We start from the raw sequence: 17,152 nt of genomic DNA on the forward strand, positions 1-17,152 counted from the left end.
TCCACCTCACGGAACGAACCCTCGTCCAGCAGCAGACCGATCCGCTCACGCGCCGTCAGCTTCCCCTTGGCATGCTGCGCCTCGGTCGCCCGGTCGGGGCCCCGGAGTACCTCTTCACGGATGGCGGCGAGTTCGCCGACGCGGTCGAAATGGGCAGCGGTGTCCTGCGGCATGACCAACTCCTTTGTCGTATCTGCCCTGTTCAGCCGGTGCGCAGGGCCACGTAACCGCACAGCGCGTCGAGCGCCCGGCGGGACGGGCACCGCGGCAGCGACTCCAGCGCCGCCCTGGCCAGATCCAGTCGCCGGTGCAGGAGGTCACGCGCCCGGGCGGGCGCGGAGGAGGACCGGAAGAGCTCCAGGGCGCGGCGTCGGGCCCCGTCCTCCTCGACCGGGCCGTCCACCAGCAGCGCCCGCAGTTCGGCGCCCTCCGGGCTGTCGTCCTCCAGGGCCAGGAGCACCGGCAGGCTGGGCACGCCCGCCACGAGGTCCTTGCCCTGCTCCTTGCCGGTGAGAGCGGCGGGGGCGGCCAGGTCGAGCAGGTCGTCGGATATCTGGAACGCGACGCCGAGCTGGTTGCCGTACTCCGCCAGTGCGCGCACGAACCCGTCCGGGGCCCCGGACTGGAGCCCGCCGATCGCCGTCGCCATGGAGAACAGCGCGGCGGTCTTGCCCTCGGTCACCTCGAAGAAGTGCGCGACCGGGTCCTCGTCCGGGGCCGGCCCGGTCAATTCCCCCAGCTGTCCCGCGACCAGCCTGCTCGCGACCTCGGCGTTGTAGCGCACGGCCTCCGGGCCCAGTTCGGAGGCGAGCCGGGCCGCGCGGGCGAGCAGCCAGTTCCCGCCGGCCACCGCGAGCCGTTCGCCCCAGCGCGCGTTGACGCTGTCCACTCCGTGCCGCATCGTCGCCCCGTCCATCACGTCGTCGTGGTAGAGCGAGGAAATGTGGACGAGTTCGGCTATGACGGCGGCCTCGGTGACCCCGTCGCGGAACGGTTCGCCGAACTCGGCGCCGAGCAGCACCAGCAACGGCCTCAGCCGCTTGCCGCCCGCGGCGGCGAGATGGCTCGTGAGCGCGGCGACCCTCGGGTCGGGGGCACTCGCCACGCAGTCCAGCAGCCGCTTCTCGGCGGCGGCCAGCGACTCGGCGATCCTGTTCTCGAACTCCGGCTCGCCGAGGGCGAGATGGGCGAGCATTTCGGATCCCGCCGGCACCGTGACGGTCATGCCCTCACCGCGCCCGTCGGACGGGCGGCCACGGACCGGTACGAGCAGGGGTGCGAGTTCATCACACGAGCATCCGATTCCCGCTCCGGCCCCGGCAACACCGCTGGCCACTTGATGCATCCCCTGTCATCTTCCTGCCAGGGCGGTTCCGCCGGTGTGCGCAGGGACGGCCCTCCCGCGTGTTCCGGATTCATGCGGCAGGTTGCTGCCACATGTATCCGCGCGGCAGGAGGCGGGGAACGCCGCGCACCGAGAATCAAGGGCCCCCTGGAAAGACGCACCGAAGGAGTCTCATGTTCGGAAGGATCGGGCAGTCCGCCGTCAAGCATCCATGGCTGACCATTCTCGCCTGGGTGATTGTGGCCGCCGCCCTGATATCCCTCGCTCCCCAGCTGAAGCCGACCAACGACCAGGCCGACTTCCTGCCGTCGCACTATGAGTCGGTCCAGGTCGGAAAGGTGCAGGAACGCGCCTTCCCGCAGCAGGAGCAGCCCGCCTCCATCGCGGTCTTCCAGCGCAAGGACAAGGCTCCTCTGACTGCTGCCGACAAGGCCGACGTGGTCGAGGTCGTGGCCGGTCTGGACAAGGCCGGTCTGAAGAAGATCAAGCGGATCGAGACCAATCCGCAGTCGGTCTCCGCCAACGGGAAGATCGCCCTGGCCAGCATCCTGGCCACCTCGAAGGACCCCTACGACGCGGATCTGATGAAGTCGGTCGAGGAGCTGCGCAAGCAGGTCAAGCCGCTTCTGAAGTCGACCTCGTTGAGCATGGGCATCACGGGCCAGACGGCCACCGCGGTGGACACCATGCACTCCTCCGGCAACACCGACGCGATGATCATGATGGCGACGATGGCGCTCATCGTGGTGCTGCTGCTCGCCATCTTCCGCAGCCCGCTGATCGCGTTCCTGCCGCTGATCGTGATCTCGGTCGTCTTCATGGTCGCCAACGGCCTGATCGCGACCGTGTCCGAGCTCGGCGGTCTGAAGACCGACGCGTCGATCTCGTCCATCCTGATCGTCGTGTTGTTCGGGGTGGGGACCGACTACCTGCTGTTCCTGCTCTTCCGCTACCGGGAACACCTGCGGACCGGCCAGGAGCCGAAGCAGGCCATGGCGGACGCGGTCGGCAAGGTCGGCGAGACCATCGCCTCCGCCGCGGGCGCGGTCATCGTCGCGTTCCTCGCCCTGCTGCTGTCCAGCCTGGGCATGTTCCGCGCCATGGGTCCCGCCCTGGCGATCTCCGTCGGCGTGACCCTCGTGGCGGCGCTGACCCTCGTGCCCGCGGTCTTCTCGCTGCTCGGCACCAAGGTGTTCTGGCCCTCCAAGGCGTGGCGCAAGCAGCCCGAGCACGGGCTCTCGCAGCGCGTCGGGACGCTCATCGGCCGCCGTCCCGGTGTGGTCGCCGCGGGTTCGGCCGGGCTGCTCGCCGTTCTGGCGGTGGGTTCCCTCAGCTTCAACCCGATCTTCGACAGCGGCAGTTCGCTGCCGAAGGAGCTGGAGTCGGTCCGGGCGATGGAGGACCTCCAGCGCGGCTTCGCCGCCGGCCAGACCGACCCGGTCTGGGTGCTGGTCCACACCGACGACGGCAGCAAGCTGGACCAGGCCGGGCTCGGTGCGTACGCGAAGGAGCTGGCCGCGGTCGACGGCGTCGGCACGGTCGCACCGCCGGTGACGAGCCCGAAGGGCGACGTCGCCCAGATCGCCGTGATGATCGACTACCGGCCGACCGGTGACCAGGCCATCGAGCTGGTCTCGGGTCCGCTGCGCGACGCCGCGCACTCCTCGGCGCCCAAGGGCACGGAGGCACTGGTCGGCGGCACCAGCGGGGTGATGGCCGACGTCCAGGCCGCCGTGAACCACGACTACTCGCTGGTCTTCCCGGCCGCCGGACTGGCCATCATGATCATCCTCGGCCTGCTGCTCCGCAGCGTCGTGGCCCCCTGGTACCTGATGCTCGCCGTCGGCCTGGGCTTCGCCGCGACCCTGGGGTCCACCGTGTGGCTCTTCCAGGACCTCAAGGGCGAGAGCGGGCTGCTGTTCACCCTGCCGGTGATCCTCTACCTGTTCGTCGTGGCGATCGGGACGGACTACAACATCCTGATGATCGCCCGGCTGCGCGAGGAGGTCCGGCGGGGCGTCAGCCCGGCCGAGGCCACCCGCCACGCCATCGTCAGCTCCGCGTCGACGATCGGTGCCGCCGCCGTCATCCTGGCGGGCACGTTCGGGGTGCTGCTGCTGGCCGAGAACACCATGCTCCAGCAGATGGGCTTCGCGGTGGCCTTCGGCATCCTGCTCACCGCGTTCGTCATGGCGATGCTCCTGGTACCCGCGCTCACCGCGCTGCTGGGCCGCAAGGCATGGTGGCCCAGCGGCCGGGACCGCGACCACGACCAGTCGTCCGCCCCGGACGAGACGCCTCGCGCGAAGGAGTCCGTCGGCACCTCCGGCTGACCGTGCCCGACGGCCGGCCGTGACAGCCGACTCGCTGTCACGGCCGCCACGCAAGGGCCGCCGCGCGGCGCACCCGATCCCGGGCGCCGCACGGCGGCCCTTGCCGTGCGCGGGGCGGGCGCGGGGCAGGCACGAACCGGGAGCGGGGCCTACACGGGCCGGGGCGGCTCTCCTCGCCGTACGTACGTGGGCGGCGGGGGCCGTACCCGTACAGCCGCTGTGCGCCCCTTCGTGCGCCGGGGTGCGCCGGGCTCACGGGGCCTCCGGAAGGCCCCGGACAGCGGGAAGCGGCCGGAGCGCGGGGGTTCCCGCGTTCCGGCCGCTCCGGTGGCTTCGTGCGACGGTGGGTCCGGTGGCCGTCAGTCCTCGGCCAGCAGCGCGTACAGCTTGCGGCGCGCCTCGGCCAGCACCTCGGACGCGCGCTCCATCTTCCGTTCGTCGCCCGACCACGCGAGCCGCCCCGCGGCCATGACCACATCGCCCATCAGCCGGTGCGCCTCCATGGTCCGGCCGCCGGGGCCGGGCCGGCCGGTGGTGGCATCGGACTTCCCGTCCGGCACGGCCGCCCGGCCCTTCTCGGTGAGCGTGTACGTGCGCGGCCCGTCCTGCCCCTCGGACGTCACCAGGCCCTCGTCGGCGAGCTGTTGGAGCAGCGGGTACACCTCGTCGGCGGTGGGCCGCACGCCCGGCCGGCGCGCGGCCTCCTCGATCAGGGCGGCCCCGGTGCGCGGCCCGTCGGCGAGCAGCAGCAGCACCGTTCCGCGCAGCCCCTGGCCGTGGGGCCGGTACAGCCCGTCCGCGAACTGGTCCAGCAGGTCCGGTACCAGGTCCAGGAGATCGGGACCGCCGGGAACTCCCCAGCGCTTGCGGTCGGTCGACTTCATGGGACGCCTCCAGTCAGAGGTTCGCTCGGATACGGTTCGGTTCGCTTCGGTTCGTTCGGGAACGGCGGTACGGAGGGCGCGGCGGTGCGCGCGGGGGTCAGGACTCGCCCCGGAACACCCGCACGAGGACGCGCAGGCCCAGTACGGAGCTGACGACCAGCAGGTTGTAGCCGAAGACGTGCAGCAGGCTCAGGGTGGGCGTGATGAGCGGGCCGTTGTTGGTGTTGAGCAGGATGACCGCCATGATCCCGAAGGCCGCGGCGAGCACCGTGAGCAGCGTCAGGTGCACCAGCCCGGTGACGAGCCTGCGGTCCCGTTCCCGGGCGCCCAGCCGGACGGTGACGCCCAGCCGGCCCTGCTCCAGCGCCCCGGTGATCCGGTCGAGGCGTCTGGGCACCTTGCCCAGCATCGAGATCATGCTGAGCAGGTTCTCGCCCGCGGAGGCGCGCAGCGAGGAGGGGCGGAGCCGCTCGGTGTAGTACCCGGCGACCACTTCCCGGGACTCGGCGATGACGTCGAAGCCGGGCGCCAGTTGCATCAGGGTGCCGTGCAGGGTGGTGAGCATCCGGAACACCCCGGCGATCTGGGGCGGCACCGACAGCCCGTGCGAGGCGATCAGCCGGAACAGGCCCGCGAACATCTCCAGGTCGGGGGCGGAGCCCGCGGTGAGGAACAGGGCGACGAAATCGCCGAGTTCACGCTCCAGTTCCTGCTCGTCCAGGTCGTCGTGGCGCACGACGAGGTCGAGCAGCGCGTCGCACAGCGCCTCCCGGTCCTCCCGCTTGACCGCGAGCAGCAGGTCGCGCAGCGCGCCGCGGGCCTTGGCGTCGAGCCGGCCCACCACGCCGAAGTCCAGGAGGGCCAGCCGCCCGTCGTCGAGCAGCAGGACGTTGCCGGGGTGCGGGTCGCAGTGGAAGACGCCGTGCATCATGGTCTGGCGCATCATGCAGTCGAGCAGGACGCCCGCGAGCTTCTCCCGGTCCAGTCCCCGCTCCTCGATGGCGGGACCGGCCTCGCCCAGCGGCACCCCGTCCAGCCACTCCATGACGAGGACCCGCTTGGTGCAGAGCTTCTCGTGCAGGCCGGGCACGCACACCTCGGTGCCGGCCTCGGCCGCGGCGGCCTTGATGGCCGTCATGTTGCGGGACTCGACCTGGAAGTCGAGCTCCTCGCGCAGGGCCGTGGCGAACCCGGCGGCCAGGGTGACCGTTCCGATGGCCCGCGCCCAGTCGGCCCGGTCCTCCAGCTTGGCCGCGATCCGGCTCATGATGTCCAGGTCGCGCTCCACGACCTGGTGGATGCCGGGCCGCTGGATCTTGATCACGACCTTGGCGCCGGAGCGCAGCCGGGCCACGTGCACCTGGGCGATCGAGCCGGCGGCCATCGGCTCGGGGTCGAACTCGGCGAACTCCGAGTCCACCAGGTCGCCCAGTTCGTCGATCAGCACCTGGTGGACGTCGGCCCAGGGCGACGGCGGCACCTGGCACTGGAGCTTGCTGAGTTCCTCGGTGAACTCCCGCGGGATCGCGTCCGGCCGGGTCGACATGAGCTGCCCGAGCTTGACGAAGGTGACCCCGCCCTCCTCGATGGCCAGGCGCAGGGAGCGGGCGAGCCGGTGGGAGGCGAGCCGGCCCGACCGGCTGCGGTCCTTGCGCCGCAGGAAGGGGGCCAGGCCGTGCCGGGCCAGGATCACCCCGATCTGCGCGTAGCGGTGGGTGCGCATGACGCGTCTGCGCAGTCGCCTGGTCCAGGCCACGGGCCGCGAGCGGTCCGGCATGACGACCTCGGCCAGGACGAGGAAGGCCATCGTGACGAAGACGGAGATGCCCACCATGACGGTGGCGAGCACCCCCCGCTCCATCGGCGGCTGGACCATGTTCCCGAAGAACACGGCGGTGGTGAAACCGACCAGCGCGGCCAGGACCATGCGCAGGGTGCCGACGCGCAGGCCGAGCAGCCGGCGTGCGCCGACGGCCATGCCTATGGCCAGCGTCACCACCCCGACGGTCCCGGCCAGCGCGAACACCAGATCGTTCATGCGCGGCGGCCGAGCTCCAGCAGCGAGCGTCCGGAGGGCAGCTCAATGGTCCTCAGGACCTCCAGGCCCGCGGTGGTGGCGAGCTCCCCGTACTCGTCGAGGGAGCGTTCCTTGCCGCCGAGGGTGGCCAGCAGGATCAGGTTGAGGGTGGAGATGCCCTGCCGGATCTCGGGCTGGATCAGGTGCTCCACGACGAGGACCTTGCCGTGGTCCCCGGCGGCCTCGGCGCAGCGGCGCAGGATCCTGCGGGAGGCGTCGTCGCTCCAGTCGTGCAGGATCGTCGACAGCACGTACACGTCCGCGCCCGCGGGCAGCGGCTCGAAGAAGCTGCCGGGCACGATCTCGCACCGGTCGGCGACGCCCGCGGCGGCCAGCAGCTGTCCGGCGCCGCCGGACGCGGCGGGCAGGTCGACGAGGGTCGAGCGCAGCGCGGGGTGCGCGGCGAGCACCTCGGACAGCAGGGTGCCGGTGCCGCCGCCGACGTCGACGACGTGCCCGACCCGGTCCCACTCGTAGGTCTTGGCGACGTCCGCGGAGATCTCGGAGACCTGCTTGGCCATCTTCGCGTTGAACGCCCGGCTCAGCTCGGGGTGGGCGTCCAGGTCCTCCCAGTAGGTCCTGCCGTACACCTCGGCGTAGGCGGGACCGCCGGTGCGGATGCTGTGCAGCAGGCTGGCGAAGGCGCGCTGCGGGCGGCCCATCGGGCTGTCCAGGTCGAGGAACTCGCGCATCCCGACGGGGTGGTCGCTCTCGATCCAGCGGGAGAGCTCCGTCGGCGCGTAGACGCCCGGCTCGGGCTGCTCGAACAGGCCCTGGACGGCCAGGTGGCGCATCATCTCGCCGAGCGCGTCGCGGTCGGTGGACGTGCGGTCGGCCAGGTCGTCCAGCCGGTTCACCCCCTGGCGCACCAGATCGGCCAGGCCCAGGGTGGCGGCGACCCGGACGGCGTTCGGGGTGATCACGTCGGTCATCGCCATGAAGCGTTCGGCGACGGGGTCGTGCGACGGCGCGGCGTAGGCGCCGTTGGCATCGGGGGCCTGGTCTGCCTGGTCGGTCGGTCGGGACATGCATCGGCTCCTTGACGCTGATGGACGGTGGCCGCTTCCGGCTCCGAGAGGCTCTCCGGGGACGCCGTGGGCCGCGTGCGGTTGGCATCCGCACGCTAGCCAGGGGGAGGCCGGTGACCGGACGGATTGCCGGTACCGGCAACGACCGTACGGGGCACCCCCGGGGGGCGGGTAATCATCCGCAGGTCACATCCGCGCAAGACCTGAGGCAGACGCGGCGGCCGGGGCACTGCTGTCAGGGTGGTTCACGACCGCATGCGCCGCAGAGTCCGGTCGCAGCACCGCTGGGAGAGGAGTCCGAGATGCCCGAGGGCGTCATTCCACTGACCGAGAGGACGGCTCCCCCCACCGCCGCCCCCCGGCGCACCCGGCTGTGGCCGGTGCTGGCGGCCACCGCGGGGGTGCTCGCGACGAAGGCCCTGGAGCCCCATCTGCCGGGCGCGGCGGACTACATCAGCTCGCTGGGCATCGTGCCGTCGTGGGCCGCCTGGGCGGGTGCGGGGGCCGGTGTCGTCGCGGCGCTCGCCGCCTCGTCGCAGCGGGCCGGCAAGGGTGCCCGCCCGGTGCTGCTGTTCGTCGGCTGGACCGCCTGCGTGCTGTTGTTGTGGTCGGCCGTCGGCATCATCTTCGACGCGTTCCGCTCGTTCTTCTGGGTCACCGGGATTCCCGCCGGGGACTTCGCGACCGTGGACTGGCCGGGCTTCCTCACCCGTGCCGTGGCCTTCGCCGCGACGCTGCTGCTGGCCCGTTCCACCCTCGCCTTCCAGCGCCGCACCGGGGAGGGCTGCGACCTGTGCGGGCTGCGCCCCGGCGAGCGGGACCGGCCGGCGGACTGGCTCGGGTACACGGCGTTCGGACTGGCCTTCATCTACCCGGGCGTGAAGTATTACTGGTGGGCGGGGGGCGGCATCGGCCGTCCCGGCCAATACACCGAGGGATTCCCGGTCATGGAGACCATGCTGCTGGTCGGGGGCGGAGTGCTGTCCCTGGCCCTGGTGAGTTCGTGGGGGCGCGTCTACCCGTTCTGGGTGCCGTTCCTGGCCCGTCGCAGGGTGCCCCGCATGCTGCTGGTCTCCTGCGGCTGGGGCCTGTCGGCGGCCCTGCTGCTCCAGGGTCTGATCCCGGTGTTCGCCTCGGTCAACCACCTGCTCGGCGGCCCCGACCTGCCCTTCGACTCCGGCAGCGCGAACTCCTGGGTGATCCTGGCGGTGTACGGCGGCTGGGCCCTGTTCGGGCTCGCGCTGCTCGGCGCCACCCGCACGTACCAGCGCCGCACCCGGGCCGTGTGCCGGCTGTGCGGGGAGTGATGTCCGCGGTCCGGCCGGCCCGGCCGGACGTCCTGCTCACCCTGGTCGTCGCCGTTCCGGTCGGCGGCTGGACGCTGCTGCTGCTGTGGCTGGCGCTGCCGGGGGTGTGGGCTCCGCTGCTCGCCCCCGCGGTGGTCGTCGGCCACGCGGCGGGGGCGTGGCGGCGTTCCGCGCCCACCGGGTCCTTCGTGGTGACGAGTGTGGCCTGCGCGGTGCAGGCCGCCGTACTGCCCGGCGGTTTCCCGTTGTTGCCCTCGCTGCTCGCCTTCCCCCTGTCGCTGTTCGCGTACTGCGCGCACGGCGGCCGGCGGGCCCCGCAGACGGCGCTGGTGGTGGGTGCGGTGGGGGCGGGCGCGGTCGCGCTGCGGACCGCCCTGTCCTCGCAGACGCAGCTGCCGCCGGCGTTCCTGGCCGGTTTCCTGCTGGCGATCGTGCTGGTGGCCTTCAGCCTCGGTCTGTTCCGCCGCATCCAACTGGCGTACGTGGGCGAGCTGGAGCACCGTACGGCCCGGGCGGAGGCCGAGCGCGAGGAGCGGGCCCACCGGGCCGCGCTGGACGAACGCGCCAGGATCGCCCGGGAGATGCACGACCTGGTCGCGCACTCCCTCTCCGTCATCGTCAGCCAGGCCCAGGGCGGCCGGTACGCGGCGCGGGCCCGGCCGGAGCGCGCCGCGGAGGTGCTGCGCACCGTCGAGGAGGCGGGGCGCCAGGCGCTCACGGACATGCGCGGGCTGCTGGGCGTGCTGCGCAGCGGCGACGGCAGCGACGGCTTCGGCCCGCAGCCCGACCTCTCCCGGCTGCCCGAACTGCTGGACCGGGTACGGGAGTCGGGGCTGACCGTCGACTTCACCGAGACCGGCACGCCCGGCCCGCTCACCCCGGCCGCCGAACTGGCCGCTTACCGGCTGGTGCAGGAAGCCCTGACCAACACCCTGAAACACGCGGGTGCCGGTGCCCGTTGCGGGATACGGTTCCAGTGGTCGGACGACAGGGTGGAGATCGAGGTGCGCGACAACGGGAACGGTCCCGGCCCCAGCGACGGGGCGGGCCACGGGCTGGTCGGGATGCGGGAGCGGATGGCCGTCGCCGGCGGCTCCGTCACCACGGGTGCGGCGCCGGGAGGAGGTTTCCTGGTGAGCGCCCGGCTGCCCCTCCGGACCCCGCTCGCCGGGGAGGGGCGGGAGACGGCATGACGATCCGGGTCTTCTTCGTCGACGACCAGGCGATGGTGCGGGCCGGGTTCGTCATGGTCGTCGAGGCGCAGGACGACATGACGGTCGTCGGCGAGGCCGGGGACGGTGCGCAGGCCCTGGAGCTGCTGGAGGCGACCGCCGCCGACGTGGTGCTGATGGACGTGCGGATGCCCCGGATGGACGGGGTCGAGGCGACCCGGCGGCTGCTGCGCGGGACCGACCCGCCGAAGGTCATCGTGCTGACCACGTTCGACGTCGACGAGCACGCCTTCGCCGCGTTGCAGGCCGGGGCCAGCGGCTTCCTGGTCAAGGACGCGCCCGCCGAGGACCTGCTGTCGGCGATCCGCACCGTGTACCGCGGCGACGCGGTGATCTCCCCGACCACCACCCGGCGGCTGCTGGCCGAGGTGGCTCCGGACCTGCCGACGCCGGTCTCCGGCCCCGATCCGCTGGAGGCGCTCACCGAGCGCGAGCGCGAGGTGCTGCTGCTGATCGCCCGCGGCGCCTCCAACGCGGCCGTCGCCAAGGAGCTGTTCCTCTCCGAGGGCACGGTGAAGACGCATGTCGGCCGGCTGCTGTCGAAGCTCGGCATGCGCGACCGGGTGCAGCTGGTGATCTTCGCCTACGAGCACCGGCTGGTGCGCCCCGGCCGGTGAGGGCCGGGGCGGCGGGCCGTGCGGGGGCCGTCCGCTACTTGGCGACGTCGGCCACGCGCGGGTCGGCCAGCGAGACGTAGTCCGCGGTCCGCAGCGCGATCGACCGGTCGAGCCGGGCGGCGTTGAAGAAGATCTCGTCGTGGACGAGGAGGCCGGCGTCGACCACCAGCGGCAGTGCCTCGTCGAAGGAGAACGGGATGACGGAGCCGGTGCGGCAGCCGGTGAGGCGTTCGGCCTCGTCCCGGTCGCCCAGGGTGGCGTCGTTGCCACCGAACAGCTTCCTGACGCTGCGCAGGTCGACCCGGCGGTGACCGGGGACCACGACGAGGGCGTGGTGGCCCCCGTCCTGCTTTCTGCGCACGTTGACCACCATGCACTTGGCGGCCATCTCCAGCCGGTGACCGCGCAGTTCACTGGCCAGATCGGTACGGCCCTCGGGCGCGTGATCGATGATCCGGTAGGTGGCCGAGGACCGTGCGAGCATCGACATCAGCCGGTGGTACGTCGTGTCGTCGGCGGCCGGCGACGTTGCCGGCCGCCGCGAGACGGACGTGCCGAACCGTTCGGTCACAGCACCACCGGGAGGGACTCCAGGCACCGCAGCATCAGGCTGAACCGCCACTGGAGCTCGTCGCGGTCGACGGCGAGCGACAGCTTCGGGAACCTGGTGATCAGCTGGCCGATGGCGACCGCGCCCTCGACCCGGGCGAGCGGTGCGCCCAGGCAGTGGTGCAGGCCGTGGCCGAAGGCCAGGTGGCCGGTGGCCGGGCGGGTGATCTCCAGCCGGTCGGGCTCCTCGAACCGGGAGGGGTCGCGGTTGAGCGCGCCGATCGAGACGAAGACCGAGTCGCCCGCCGGGATGGTCACCCCGCCGATCTCCACGGCTTCGGCCGCGTAGCGGAACGTCGCGATGTTGATCGGGCTCTCGAAGCGCAGCAGTTCCTCGACGGCGCCGGGCAGCAGCGACAGGTCGTTCTGGAGCGCCGCCAGCTGGTCCGGTTCGGACAGCAGGGAGAGCATCGCGGTGCCCATGAAGCTGATCGCGGTCTCGTGGCCCGCCCCCAGCAGCAGGAACACCATCGACATGACCTCTGTCTCGGTCAGCAGGTCGTCGGCGTCGCGGGCCTGGAGCAGGTTGCTGATGAGGTCGTCGGCGGGGTGGGACCGCTTGTCGGCGATCAGCGCGCTCAGGTAGCTGATCAGCGACTGCCGGGCCTCGGTGACCTGTTCGGGGGCGTGCACCCCGGTCATCGTGGTGTACCAGTCGCGGAAGACCTCGCCGTCCGCGGCCGGGATGCCGATGAGTTCGCAGATCACCCGGGTGGACAGCGGCATCGCGTAGTCGTCCACGACGTCGATCTTCTGGCCCGGCGCGAAGCCGTCCAGCAGGCCCGCGGCGAGCTGTTCGATCCGGGGGCGGAACATCTCCGTCGGGCGGGCGGTGAACGCCTTGGTCGTCAGCTTCCGCAGCCGGGTGTGGTCCGGCGGGTCGCTGTTGAGCATGTGCCGCGACAGGAGCTCCATGCCGGGCTCCTCGGGCCCCATCCCGGTACCGCCCGCGGGGTTGGGGAAGCTGCGCGGGTCCTTGTGCAGCTTCGGGTCGGCGAGCGCGGCGCGGGCGTCCTCGTACCGGGTGATCATCCACAGTACCGAGCCGCTCTGCTGCCGGAGCTTGACCGGGCCCTCCTCCCGCATCCACGCGTAGGTGGCGTGCGGGTTGCGCACGAAGTCCTGGTCGATCAGGCTCTCCGCGGACCGCGCCCCGGTCTCGTCCTTCTTCTGCTTCTCGATGTCCAGTGCCATGTCGTTCTCCCGCTCACGCGGGCTGCGGTTCGCGCACCGCAGCCGTCTTGCCGATCAGGGTGAGGAACACGTCGTCCAGGGACGGGCGGCGCAGCGCGAAGTCGGCGACCTCGACGCCCGCGGAGTCCAGCCGTTCCGCGATGGCGGCGATGGAGCGCATGCCGTCGGCGACCGGCGCGGAGATCTTCAGGCCGTCCTCGCTGACGGTCGGTTCCCCGGCGATGGCCGAGGAGAGCGCGCGCACCGCGTCGTGGGCCTCGGCCGGGGTGTTGACGGTCACCTCCAGCCATTCGCCGCCGACCTTGCGCTTGAGCTGGTCGGGGGTGCCGTCGGCGATGACCTTGCCCTCGTCGAGGACCGCGATGCGGCCGGCGAGCTGGTCGGCCTCGTCGAGGTACTGGGTGGTGAGCAGGATCGTCACCCCGGCGGCGACCTGTTCGCGGATCATGTCCCACAGGGCCAGCCGGCTGCTGGGGTCGAGACCGGTGGTCGGCTCGTCGAGGAAGAGCAGCGGCGGCCGGCCGATCAGGCTCGCGGCGAGGTCGAGGCGGCGCCGCATGCCGCCGGAGTAGGTGCGCAGCGGCCGGTTGGCGGCCTCGGTGAGTTCGAACCGCTCCAGCAGGGCCTCCGTCCGCTCGGCCGTCACGCGCTTGCCGAGCCGGTAGAGCCGGCCGACGAGGATGAGGTTCTCGCGGGCGGTGAGCCGCTCGTCGACCGCGGCGTACTGGCCGGTCAGGCCGATCCGCGCGCGTACGTCGTTGGCCTGGCGCACCACGTCGTACCCGGCCACGCTCGCCCGGCCCTCGTCGGCGCGCAGCAGGGTGGTGAGGATGCGCACCGTGGTGGTCTTGCCGGCGCCGTTGGGGCCGAGCAGCCCGAAGACGGTGCCGGACTCGACCGTCAGGTCCACACCGTCCAGGGCCTGGTGGCCCTTGTAACGCTTGCGCAGTCCCTGCGCCTCGATGGCGGCGTTCACGTCGCTTCAGCTCCCGTCGGATGTCTCGGTTGGAGTGGTGCCACCGGCCGGCGCGGGCGCGCCCAGGCCGACGTGCAGCGAGGTGAGCCGCCGCATGATGTGTTCCCGGGACCAGCGGACGTCCCGGTCGTGGTCGCCATGGGCGAGCCGGAGTTCCGGGAAGCGCCGCACGAGGCGCCCGAGGGCCACTTCGCCGGTCATCCGGGACAGTTGGGCCCCCAGGCACATGTGGATGCCGTGCCCGAAGGAGACGTGGCCGCCGACCGGGCGCGTGATGTCGAGGCGCTCGGGGTCGGGGAAGCGGCGCGGGTCGCGGTTGGCCGCGGTGAGCGCGGGCTGCACCAGGTCACCGGGGGCCAGGTCCAGTCCCCGGGTGCACAGCGCCTCGCCCGCGCGCAGCGGGTTGGTGAGGGACACCGGGGCCTCGTAGCGCAGGCACTCCTCGATGGCGCCGCGCAGCAGGTCGGGCCGGGAGCGCAGGAGTTCCAGCTGGGTGGGGTGGTCCAGCAGGGCGAGCACCGCGTTGCCCAGCATGGCGGAGACGGTCTTGTTGGACGCGATCACCAGGAAGATGCTGGTCTGCACGAGTTCGGCGTCGCTGAGCCGGTCCTCGCCGACGCGGGCGTGCACCAGCGCCGAGACCAGGTCGTCCGTCGGGGTGGCGCGGCGCGCCTCGACGATCCTCGCGAACAGCTTCCCGAGACTCTCGGTCGCCGCCTGGAACTCGGGGAAACCGGTGCTGTCGGGGAAGGCCGCCATGTCGTCCCAGTAGGTGCGGAACTCCTCGGCGTCCTCGGCGTCGATGCCCAGGAGTTCGGCCCCGGCCAGCTCGGCGAGCGGGTGGGTGAACTCCTGCACGATGTCGGCCTGTTCGCGGCCCGCCAGGCCGTCGAGCAGTTCGTCGGCCAGCCGTTCCACGGCGGGGCGCAGCCGCTCGACCCGCTTGGGGGTGAGGGCCTTGCCGGTCAGCTTGCGCAGCCGGGTGTGCCGGGGCGGGTCGCTGTTGCCGATGTGGCCCTGGAACGCGTCCGGGTCCTCGACGGCGAAGCTGCGCAGCAGCCCGGGTTCGGCGAGCAGCGCCCGTACGTCCTCGTAGCGGGTGGGGACGTACACCTTGCCGCCGCCCTGGATCACGTCCTGGTGCAGCGGGCTCTCCTCCCGCATCCGGGCGAAGACGGCGTGCGGGTCGGCCAGCATGGCCTCCCCGTAGACGAGGGACTGCTCGTCGGGCATGTCGGTGGGCATGTCGGGGTGCGGTGCGCGCCGGCCGGCGACGGGCGGCTCGGGGGCCGGGCCGGGGTTCGTCGCGGGGGTCGTGTCGGACACGTCGGGGTCACGCTCCTTTCGCGGACAGGTGGCCCGTGTCGTCGGGAAGGGACGGGTCGGCCGCGGGGGCCTCGCCCGTCGGGGAGGTCGCGGCGGCCGGGTCCGCCGGGGCGGTTCCGGCCGGGTCGTCCGGGCCGGAGGGCGGCGGACCCATCGGGGGGCCCGCGGGCATCTCCGGCGCGGTGGCGGTGCGCAGGGAGCGGTCGGCCAGGCCGACCAGGGCGGCGGCCGTCAGCGCGCCGGCGCAGCCGAGGAGGGCCGGGGCCGGGCCCCAGCCGCGGGCGACGGCGCCGACGGCCAGGTAGGACAGCGGTGCGGCGAGCGCGCCGGCCGCCATCACGGTGCCCATCACCATGCCCATGGCCTCCGGCCGGGGGCCGCTGAACAGGACGCCCAGGGTGGCCGCCGAGGCGGCCGCCGCGGTCAGCGCCATCACGACGGTGAGCACGGCCGCGACCGGCAGGTTCGGCGCCCAGGACAACCCGGCCATGGCCGCGGCGGTGAGCAGGCAGGCCAGGATCAGGCCCATGCCGCTCCCCCGCAGCCGCCGGGCGAACGACGGGGCGAGCGCGGCGGCCACCGTGCCGAGGCCGACGGCCCCGACGAGCACGCCGAACCCGGTCACTCCCCAGCCGCGGTGGTCGGCCAGCAGCAGGGTGCCGACGTTGAAGGCGCCGGGGCAGCCCAGCTCGATGAGGACCGTGCAGATCAGCGCCGCCCGCACACCGGGCAGGGCGAGGGCCTCGCCGAGCTTCAGGGAGTCCGGTCCGGGCGGGCCGGCCATGCCGGGCATGCCGCCGGGGCCCGGCATGGCACCGGCCGGTGCGGAGGGGTCCGCGGGCAGCGGCCGCAGCAGGGCGAACACGGCGGCGGAGACCACGAACACCGCGGCGTTGACGATCAGCGCGGTGGACAGGCCGAGGAGCGCGCTCAGGCCCGCGAGGGGACCGCCGAGGACGACGGTGGCGCGGAACAGCGTGGTCCGCAGCGTCTGCATCCGCTGCTGGTCGGCGGGGCCCGCCACGAGGGCGGGCAGGCCGCCGGTCCCCGGTTCGGTGACGGCCTCCACGAGACCGAAGGCCACGCTCGCCACGAGCAGTGCCGTGAAGTCCAGGGTGCCGGCGGCCAGTACCGCGGCGGCGCCCAGGGCCAGTACGGCCCGGACGAGTTCGCCGCCCGGGGCCAGCCGCAGCGGGGCGAACCGGGCCGCCAGACCGGCGGTCAGGCCGGTCATCATCGCGATGCGCGGCAGCGTTCCCAGGGCCAGTACCACCGCGGCGGACATCGGGCCGGACACCCGCAGCACGGACCAGGCCAGCACGACGTGGAAGATCTGCGCGCCCAGCAGGGAGGCCAGTGTGGCCGCCGACCAGCGGCCGACCGGGGAGGACACCCTCATGTCAGGTTCACCGCCCGACCACGGAGTGGTAGCGGCGGACGGCCAGCGGGATGACCGGGATCAGCAGCGCGATCGGCAGGAGGGTCGCCACGAGGACCGGGTGCTCGACCGGGAAGGCGCCGGTCACGATCGGGTTCGGGTTGCCCCACAGCTCACGGCAGGCCACGACCACCGAGCTGAACGGGTTCCACTCGCAGACCGTCTGGAGCCAGCCGGGCAGGTTGTCGATCGGGAAGAAGGCCGGCGACAGGAACAGCATCGGCATGACGATCATCGAACCGATGCCGGAGGACTGCGGGTTGCGGCCGGAGACCGTGCCCAGGATGCCGAGCCAGATGAACAGGTAGCCGAACAGCAGCATCAGGCCGATGCCGGCCATGCCCCGCAGGAAGCCCTCGTGCATCCGCCAGCCGATCAGCAGGCCGACCCCGGCGATCACCAGCCAGCCGACGAACATCATCAGCAGCTCGGCCACGGACCGGGCGACGACGGCGGCGGACCGGGCGATCGGCAGCGACTGGAAGCGGTCGACCAGGCCGTTGCGCAGGTCCTCCTTGAGGCCGTTCTGGGCGTTGGACATGCCCAGCATGGCGACCTGGGCGAAGACCCCGGCCATCATGAAGTCCTTGTAGCTGCCGTCCCCGGGCACCACGATCGCGCTGCCGATCAGCAGTCCGTTGAGCAGGACCAGGATCAGCGGGGTGATGATGACGGGGACGACCCGCTCCGGCCCGCGCTTGAGGTGCCGCATCTGCCGGCCGACCAGCAGCCGGGTGTCCATCAGCATGTCAGCACTACTCATCGGATCGACCTTTCGGTACGCGA

General features: G+C 72.5%; 14 protein-coding genes and 1 pseudogene. 4 read left to right on the forward strand and 11 right to left on the reverse strand.

The genetic code is table 11. The annotated features are described in order from the left end of the window. A pseudogene (locus ACFYW1_RS36620) lies at positions 1–173 on the reverse strand (methylmalonyl-CoA carboxyltransferase); the annotation flags it as partial. A gap of 29 nt (positions 174–202) precedes the next feature. Next, positions 203–1,225: a polyprenyl synthetase family protein gene (locus tag ACFYW1_RS36625; protein ID WP_389003619.1), complete on the reverse strand. Its 1,023-nt coding sequence runs from the start codon at positions 1,223–1,225 to the stop codon at positions 203–205. Positions 1,226–1,518: 293 nt separating this feature from the next. Here ACFYW1_RS36625 and ACFYW1_RS36630 point away from each other — a divergent pair, with 293 nt between their 5' ends. Then, a complete protein-coding gene (locus ACFYW1_RS36630) occupies positions 1,519–3,678 on the forward strand; it encodes an MMPL family transporter (protein ID WP_389003622.1) in 2,160 nt (719 codons plus the stop codon). A gap of 359 nt (positions 3,679–4,037) precedes the next feature. On the opposite strand, the gene ACFYW1_RS36635 is transcribed toward ACFYW1_RS36630, so the two are convergent. The 3 genes from ACFYW1_RS36635 to ACFYW1_RS36645 all read right to left on the reverse strand — a co-directional run bounded on the left by ACFYW1_RS36635 (position 4,038) and on the right by ACFYW1_RS36645 (position 7,667). Then, entirely contained in the window at positions 4,038–4,562 is a 525-nt protein-coding gene (locus tag ACFYW1_RS36635) for a PadR family transcriptional regulator (RefSeq protein ID WP_389003625.1), read from the reverse strand. 97 nt (positions 4,563–4,659) lie between these two features. Next, positions 4,660–6,600, reverse strand: a complete 1,941-nt coding sequence (locus ACFYW1_RS36640; RefSeq protein ID WP_389003628.1) for an ABC1 kinase family protein — start codon at positions 6,598–6,600, stop codon at positions 4,660–4,662. Beyond that, positions 6,597–7,667 carry a methyltransferase gene (locus ACFYW1_RS36645; RefSeq protein WP_389003631.1) on the reverse strand — a complete coding sequence of 357 codons (1,071 nt, stop codon included), beginning with the start codon at positions 7,665–7,667 and terminating at the stop codon, positions 6,597–6,599. The genes ACFYW1_RS36640 and ACFYW1_RS36645 overlap by 4 nt, the downstream gene beginning before the upstream one ends. Positions 7,668–7,969: 302 nt before the next feature. On the opposite strand from ACFYW1_RS36645, the gene ACFYW1_RS36650 reads away from it, so the two are divergent. From ACFYW1_RS36650 to ACFYW1_RS36660, 3 genes are read left to right on the forward strand one after another with little or no spacing between them, the layout of a single operon-like run. After that, positions 7,970–8,974: a hypothetical protein gene (locus ACFYW1_RS36650; RefSeq protein ID WP_389003634.1), complete on the forward strand. Its 1,005-nt coding sequence runs from the start codon at positions 7,970–7,972 to the stop codon at positions 8,972–8,974. Continuing rightward, positions 8,974–10,167, forward strand: a complete 1,194-nt coding sequence (locus tag ACFYW1_RS36655) for a sensor histidine kinase (protein ID WP_389003637.1) — start codon at positions 8,974–8,976, stop codon at positions 10,165–10,167. The genes ACFYW1_RS36650 and ACFYW1_RS36655 overlap by 1 nt, the downstream gene beginning before the upstream one ends. Further along, positions 10,164–10,823 carry a response regulator gene (locus tag ACFYW1_RS36660; protein WP_389003640.1) on the forward strand — a complete coding sequence of 220 codons (660 nt, stop codon included), beginning with the start codon at positions 10,164–10,166 and terminating at the stop codon, positions 10,821–10,823. The genes ACFYW1_RS36655 and ACFYW1_RS36660 overlap by 4 nt, the downstream gene beginning before the upstream one ends. Before the next feature lie 34 nt (positions 10,824–10,857). Here the strand turns inward: ACFYW1_RS36660 and ACFYW1_RS36665 are convergent, their stop codons facing one another. From ACFYW1_RS36665 to ACFYW1_RS36690, 6 genes are all read right to left on the reverse strand, one after another. Further along, on the reverse strand, positions 10,858–11,313 hold the full coding sequence (locus ACFYW1_RS36665; RefSeq protein WP_389003643.1) for a YbaK/EbsC family protein: 456 nt from the start codon (positions 11,311–11,313) through the stop codon (positions 10,858–10,860). 77 nt (positions 11,314–11,390) lie between these two features. Beyond that, positions 11,391–12,626 carry a cytochrome P450 gene (locus ACFYW1_RS36670; protein WP_389003646.1) on the reverse strand — a complete coding sequence of 412 codons (1,236 nt, stop codon included), beginning with the start codon at positions 12,624–12,626 and terminating at the stop codon, positions 11,391–11,393. Positions 12,627–12,639: 13 nt separating this feature from the next. Beyond that, entirely contained in the window at positions 12,640–13,602 is a 963-nt protein-coding gene (locus tag ACFYW1_RS36675; protein WP_389003649.1) for an ATP-binding cassette domain-containing protein, read from the reverse strand. Positions 13,603–13,608: 6 nt separating this feature from the next. Beyond that, positions 13,609–14,928 carry a cytochrome P450 gene (locus tag ACFYW1_RS36680; RefSeq protein ID WP_389003652.1) on the reverse strand — a complete coding sequence of 440 codons (1,320 nt, stop codon included), beginning with the start codon at positions 14,926–14,928 and terminating at the stop codon, positions 13,609–13,611. Between the two features lie 7 nt (positions 14,929–14,935). After that, positions 14,936–16,327, reverse strand: a complete 1,392-nt coding sequence (locus ACFYW1_RS36685; protein WP_389003655.1) for an MFS transporter — start codon at positions 16,325–16,327, stop codon at positions 14,936–14,938. A gap of 7 nt (positions 16,328–16,334) precedes the next feature. Further along, positions 16,335–17,129: an ABC transporter permease gene (locus ACFYW1_RS36690; RefSeq protein ID WP_389003658.1), complete on the reverse strand. Its 795-nt coding sequence runs from the start codon at positions 17,127–17,129 to the stop codon at positions 16,335–16,337. Positions 17,130–17,152: the final 23 nt, after the last annotated feature.

This window comes from Streptomyces sp. NPDC002669 (assembly GCF_042889165.1).
GTDB lineage: Bacteria > Actinomycetota > Actinomycetes > Streptomycetales > Streptomycetaceae > Streptomyces.

What these genes read in the sequence shown, in the direction of transcription:
- ACFYW1_RS36645 (WP_389003631.1), bottom strand. Translation starts at nt 7,667, where the DNA reads ATGTCCCGACCGACCGACCAGGCAGACCAGGCCCCCGATGCCAACGGC.
- ACFYW1_RS36690 (WP_389003658.1), bottom strand. Translation starts at nt 17,129, where the DNA reads ATGAGTAGTGCTGACATGCTGATGGACACCCGGCTGCTGGTCGGCCGG.
- ACFYW1_RS36650 (WP_389003634.1), top strand. Translation starts at nt 7,970, where the DNA reads ATGCCCGAGGGCGTCATTCCACTGACCGAGAGGACGGCTCCCCCCACC.
- ACFYW1_RS36660 (WP_389003640.1), top strand. Translation starts at nt 10,164, where the DNA reads ATGACGATCCGGGTCTTCTTCGTCGACGACCAGGCGATGGTGCGGGCC.
- ACFYW1_RS36635 (WP_389003625.1), bottom strand. Translation starts at nt 4,562, where the DNA reads ATGAAGTCGACCGACCGCAAGCGCTGGGGAGTTCCCGGCGGTCCCGAT.
- ACFYW1_RS36630 (WP_389003622.1), top strand. Translation starts at nt 1,519, where the DNA reads ATGTTCGGAAGGATCGGGCAGTCCGCCGTCAAGCATCCATGGCTGACC.
- ACFYW1_RS36665 (WP_389003643.1), bottom strand. Translation starts at nt 11,313, where the DNA reads ATGTCGATGCTCGCACGGTCCTCGGCCACCTACCGGATCATCGATCAC.
- ACFYW1_RS36625 (WP_389003619.1), bottom strand. Translation starts at nt 1,225, where the DNA reads ATGACCGTCACGGTGCCGGCGGGATCCGAAATGCTCGCCCATCTCGCC.
- ACFYW1_RS36685 (WP_389003655.1), bottom strand. Translation starts at nt 16,327, where the DNA reads ATGAGGGTGTCCTCCCCGGTCGGCCGCTGGTCGGCGGCCACACTGGCC.
- ACFYW1_RS36640 (WP_389003628.1), bottom strand. Translation starts at nt 6,600, where the DNA reads ATGAACGATCTGGTGTTCGCGCTGGCCGGGACCGTCGGGGTGGTGACG.
- ACFYW1_RS36670 (WP_389003646.1), bottom strand. Translation starts at nt 12,626, where the DNA reads ATGGCACTGGACATCGAGAAGCAGAAGAAGGACGAGACCGGGGCGCGG.
- ACFYW1_RS36655 (WP_389003637.1), top strand. Translation starts at nt 8,974, where the DNA reads ATGTCCGCGGTCCGGCCGGCCCGGCCGGACGTCCTGCTCACCCTGGTC.